At 71.3% G+C, this 4,485-nt stretch carries 4 protein-coding genes; all 4 read left to right on the plus strand.

Annotated features, from left to right (window positions below; genetic code table 11):
- A partial coding sequence (locus G3I65_RS05590) for a multicopper oxidase family protein (RefSeq protein WP_203612290.1) occupies nucleotides 1-1,454 on the plus strand: 1,454 nt, incomplete at its 5' end.
- A 223-nt stretch (nucleotides 1,455-1,677) separates the two neighbouring features.
- Nucleotides 1,678-2,529 carry a geranyl diphosphate 2-C-methyltransferase gene (locus G3I65_RS05595; RefSeq protein ID WP_160695151.1) on the plus strand — a complete coding sequence of 284 codons (852 nt, stop codon included), beginning with the start codon at nucleotides 1,678-1,680 and terminating at the stop codon, nucleotides 2,527-2,529.
- A 27-nt stretch (nucleotides 2,530-2,556) separates the two neighbouring features.
- Entirely contained in the window at nucleotides 2,557-3,660 is a 1,104-nt protein-coding gene (locus tag G3I65_RS05600) for a family 2 encapsulin nanocompartment cargo protein terpene cyclase (RefSeq protein WP_166639723.1), read from the plus strand.
- Nucleotides 3,661-3,697: 37 nt separating this feature from the next.
- The coding region (locus G3I65_RS05605) for a cyclic nucleotide-binding domain-containing protein (protein ID WP_160695153.1) at nucleotides 3,698-4,485 on the plus strand (788 nt) is incomplete at its 3' end.

Genomic DNA, 4,485 nt, shown 5'->3' on the forward strand with positions numbered 1-4,485 from the left:
TGGCCCGCCGCCCGGCGGTCACCGGCGCCGAGCTCCGCAGCGCCGTCCCGCTGCCCCCGGCGTACACCGTGCCGCTGCCCGTGCCGAACGTCCTCGAGCCGGTGGCGCCGGGCCGCTACGAGATCACCCAGCGCGTCGCGGAAATCGAGGTCCTGCCCGGGATCCGGACGCCGATGTGGACCTACGACGGCACGTTCCCGGGCCCGACGATCGAGTCGCGCCGCGGTCAGCCGGTCACCGTGACCCACCGCAACGAGCTGCCGGTGCCGACCGTGGTGCACCTGCACGGCGGGCACACCCCGGCGGCGTCCGACGGCTACCCGACCGACCTCGTGCTGCCGCCGGGCTGGGTGGACCACCACGCCATGCCCGACCCGCGCGCGGTCCGCAGCGTGGGGACGCGCGACTACACGTTCCCGCTGGACCAGCGCCCGGCGCTGCTCTGGTACCACGACCACCGGATGGACTTCACCGCGCCGGCGATCTGGCGCGGCCTCGCCGGGCTCCACATCGTGCGCGACGACGCCGAAGAAGCACTCGGCCTGCCCTCGGGTCCCCGCGAGCTGCCGCTGGCGCTCACCGACCGCGCGTTCGCCGCGGACGGCACGCTCGACTACCCGTCGGTCGACGCGACGCTGCGGCACCAGCCGGGCGTCCGGGAAAGCTTCCTGGGCGGCGTGCTCGGCGACGTCATCCTGGTCAACGGCGCGCCGTGGCCGGTGCACGAAGCCGACGCGGCGCGGTACCGGCTGCGCCTGCTCAACGCGTCGAACGCGCGGCACTACGAACTCGAAGCCGTCACCGACGACGGGCGGCGGCTGCCGCTCGTGCAGGTCGGCGCGGACCAGGGCCTGCTCGCGGCGCCGGTCACCCACCTCTCCGTGCCGATCGCGCCCGCCGAACGCTACGACGTCGTCGTCGACTTCGCGGGGGTGCCGGTGGGCGGCCGCGTCCGGCTGCTCAACAAGCTGGGCACCGGGCGGACCGCCGAGGTGATGGCGTTCCGGATCGCGCGCCGCGCGGCCGACGACAGCCGGGTCCCGCCGGTGCTCTCGACGGACCTGCCTTCGTGGGGCCCGCCGGCCCGCGTGCGCGAATTCGCTTTCAGCGCCGGGCAGCAGCCCGGCGGGCACGGCTGGGTGATCGGCGGGCGGGCGTTCGACCCGGCCCGCACCGACGTGACCGTCCGGCTCGGCGACGTCGAGGTGTGGCGGCTGGTCGCGGACGTCCACCACCCGGTCCACCTGCACCTCGCCGCGTTCCGGGTACTCTCCCGCGGTGGCCGGGCGCCGCTGCCGCACGACGGCGGCCTCAAGGACACCATCTCGCTGCGGCCGGGCGAAGCGGCCGAGATCGTCACCCGGTTCGACGGCTACCGCGGGCGGTACCTCTTCCACTGCCACAACGCCGAACACGAAGACATGGGCATGATGGCCAACCTCGAAGTCGTCTGACACCCAGGGTCACGTGCCGTCCCCCTGACGTGGCGCGCGGAGTCCCGATCGAATGCCGGATCCGGGCACCGCGCCACCCCGCGCAGGGACGCCGCTGGTCCAGACGGGCAACGCCCGCGCGGTGCGAGTGAAGCTCCTTGTCCCCGCGAAACTCCCGGCACTAGCGTCGATCCCGAGGGGACGATTCCTTGTCCCCCAAGGAAACCGACCGAGGAGTTACTCGATGACGGCTCTCGACCAGCCCGTGGCCCGCACCGCTTACCAGCAGTCGGTCGCCGACTACTGGAACGCGGAAAAGGACCCGGTGAACCTCCGGCTGGGCGACGTCGACGGTCTGTACCACCACCACTACGGGCTCGGCGACTACGACCCGGCCGTCCTCGAAACGCCCGAGGCGACGCGCGACGAAGCGATCATCGCGGAGATGCACCGCCTCGAGACCGCGCAGGCCGAAGTCCTGCTCGACCACCTGGGCCCGATCGCGCCGTCGGACCGGCTGCTCGACGCCGGCTGCGGCCGCGGCGGCACGAGCGTCATGGCCCACCTGCGCTTCGGCTGCCAGGTCGACGGGATCTCCATCTCCGAGCAGCAGGTCGGGTTCGCCAACCAGCACGTGCGCGACCGCGGGATCGACGGCTCGGTGCGCTACCACCTGCGCAACATGCTCGACACCGGCTTCGACAGCGGGGCGTTCCAGGGCATCTGGAACAACGAGAGCACGATGTACGTGGACCTGCACGACCTCTTCGCCGAACACGCGCGGCAGCTCAAGCCCGGCGGGCGGTACGTGACCATCACCGGGTGCTACAACGACGTCACCGGCGGCCGGTCGCGGGCGGTGAGCCAGATCGACCAGCACTACATCTGCAACATCCACGCCCGCGGCGACTACTTCAAGGCGTTGTCCGCCAACGGGTTCGTGCCGATCAACGTCGTCGACCTGACCGCCGCGACGATCCCCTACTGGGAGCTGCGGGCGCAGTCGTCGGTCGCCACCGGCATCGAGGACCCGTTCCTGACGGCCTACCGCGAAGGCAGCTTCCACTACCTGCTCATCGCCGCCGACCGCGTCTGAGCCGGGCCGGTGCCGAGGGAGACCACCATGACCGTGTGTCCACAGTGGACAACCGGCGACGCCGGCGGGCTGCCGGCGGGACCGTTCGGCCTCGGGACGTCGGCGGCGCGGATCGCGACGCAGTTCGCGCCGTCACCAGGGCAGGACCCGGCGTACGCGTACCTGCCGTGGGGTGACGGCAGCGCGTCGCCGCTGTACTGCCCGGTGGTGGGCCGCGTCGACGACGCGCTCGCGGCGGAGGTCGACCGGCGGCTGGTCGCGTGGGCCGAGGACTGCGGGTTCACCGGCAAGGGCCTCGAGCAGATCGCCGGCGCGGGCTTCGGCAGGCTGGTGATGCTGGCGCACAGCGACTGCGACGACCCGGACCGGCTGCTCGTCGCGGCGCAGCTGAACGCCGTCTGGTGGGCGGCGGACGACTACTACGCCGACGACAGCGAACTGGGCGCGTCGCCCACCGAGCTGCCCCCGCGCCTGGCGCTGGTGATGGCGGCCATGGACCCGGTCGCGCCGGCCGGGGAGTTCACGCCGCCGCTGGAGGAAGCGCTGCGCGCGGACCCGATCCTGGTCGGGCTGCACTCGGCGACCGAGCACCTGGGCCGGCACGGTTCGCCGGTGCTCGTGCAGCGCGTCTGCTATTCGACGTTCGCGATGTTCGTCAGCTGGGACGCCTACGCGGCGTGGCGCCACACCGGGCGCTACCCACCCGCGTGGGAATACCTGGCGGCGCGCCAGCACGACAGCTTCTACACGTCGATGACGCTCGTCGACGCCGTCGGCGGCTACGAGCTGGGCGCGCCGTTCTACTACGACCCGCGCGTGCGCGAGGCGATGATGCGCGCCGGGACGGCGTCGGTGCTGGTCAACGACCTCCATTCGGTGGCCAAGGACGCCGCCGACGAAAAGCCGGTCTGCAACATGGTCCTGCAGATCGCCGCGGACCGGGGCTGCCCGGTCGAGGAGGCGGTCGAAGCCACCGTCGCCCTGCACAACCAGATCGTCCACGAGTTCGAGGACGGCCACCGCGAGCTGATGGCCGTGCCGTCCCCGGAGCTGCAGCGCTTCCTCGTGGGAGTCCGTTCCTGGATGGGTGGCGGCTTCACCTGGCACGCCACGAATCCCCGTTACCAGTAATGACAATCTCCGACGCGAATGATGGGTGGTTTTCGCTGTGACCGTCACCGACCCGGTGGAATCCGAGCACACACCGCTGAGCCTGGGCCGGGCCGCCGCCCGCACACTGGCGACCACCACCAAATCCGTCCCCCAGATGCAAGGCATCTCCACCCGCTGGCTCCTCAAAGCCCTCCCCTGGACCACCGTCGACGCCGGCTCCTACCGCGTCAACCGCCGCCTCTCCTACTCCGTCGGCGACGGCCGCGTCACCTTCACCACCACCGGCGCCACCGTCCGCGTCATCCCCCCAGAACTCGGCGAACTCGCCCCCCTACGCGGCTACGACAACGACGAAGTCCTCACCGAACTCGCCGCCCGCTTCACCCAGCACGACTACCAACCCGGCGACACCCTCGTCGAATTCGGCTCCCCCGCCGACCAGGTCTTCCTCATCGCCCACGGCAAAATCACCAAAACCGGCACCGGCGCCTACGGCGACCAAACCACCCTCGCCACCCTCGCCGACGGCGACTACTTCGGCGAGACCACCCTCACCCACACCGACGGCATCTGGGAATTCACCGCCAAAGCCGTCACCACCTGCACCGTCCTCACCCTGACAAGGTCCGCCTTCGACGACATCCTCACCCGCGCGGAGAGTTTGCAAGCGCACCTGGAGGCCTACCAGGCGCGGGGATCGGCGGCCAGCAACGACCACGGCGAAGCCGAAATCTCCCTCGCCTCCGGACACGACGGCGAACCCCAACTCCCCGGAACCTTCGTCGACTACGACACCCAACCCCGCGAATACGAACTCTCCGTCGCCCAGACCGTCCTACGCGT

The organism is Amycolatopsis sp. SID8362 (assembly GCF_010550475.1).
Lineage (GTDB): Bacteria > Actinomycetota > Actinomycetes > Mycobacteriales > Pseudonocardiaceae > Amycolatopsis > Amycolatopsis eburnea.

Coding starts and splice junctions, on each gene's coding strand:
- G3I65_RS05595 (WP_160695151.1), top strand. CDS start 1,678: ATGACGGCTCTCGACCAGCCCGTGGCCCGCACCGCTTACCAGCAGTCG.
- G3I65_RS05600 (WP_166639723.1), top strand. CDS start 2,557: ATGACCGTGTGTCCACAGTGGACAACCGGCGACGCCGGCGGGCTGCCG.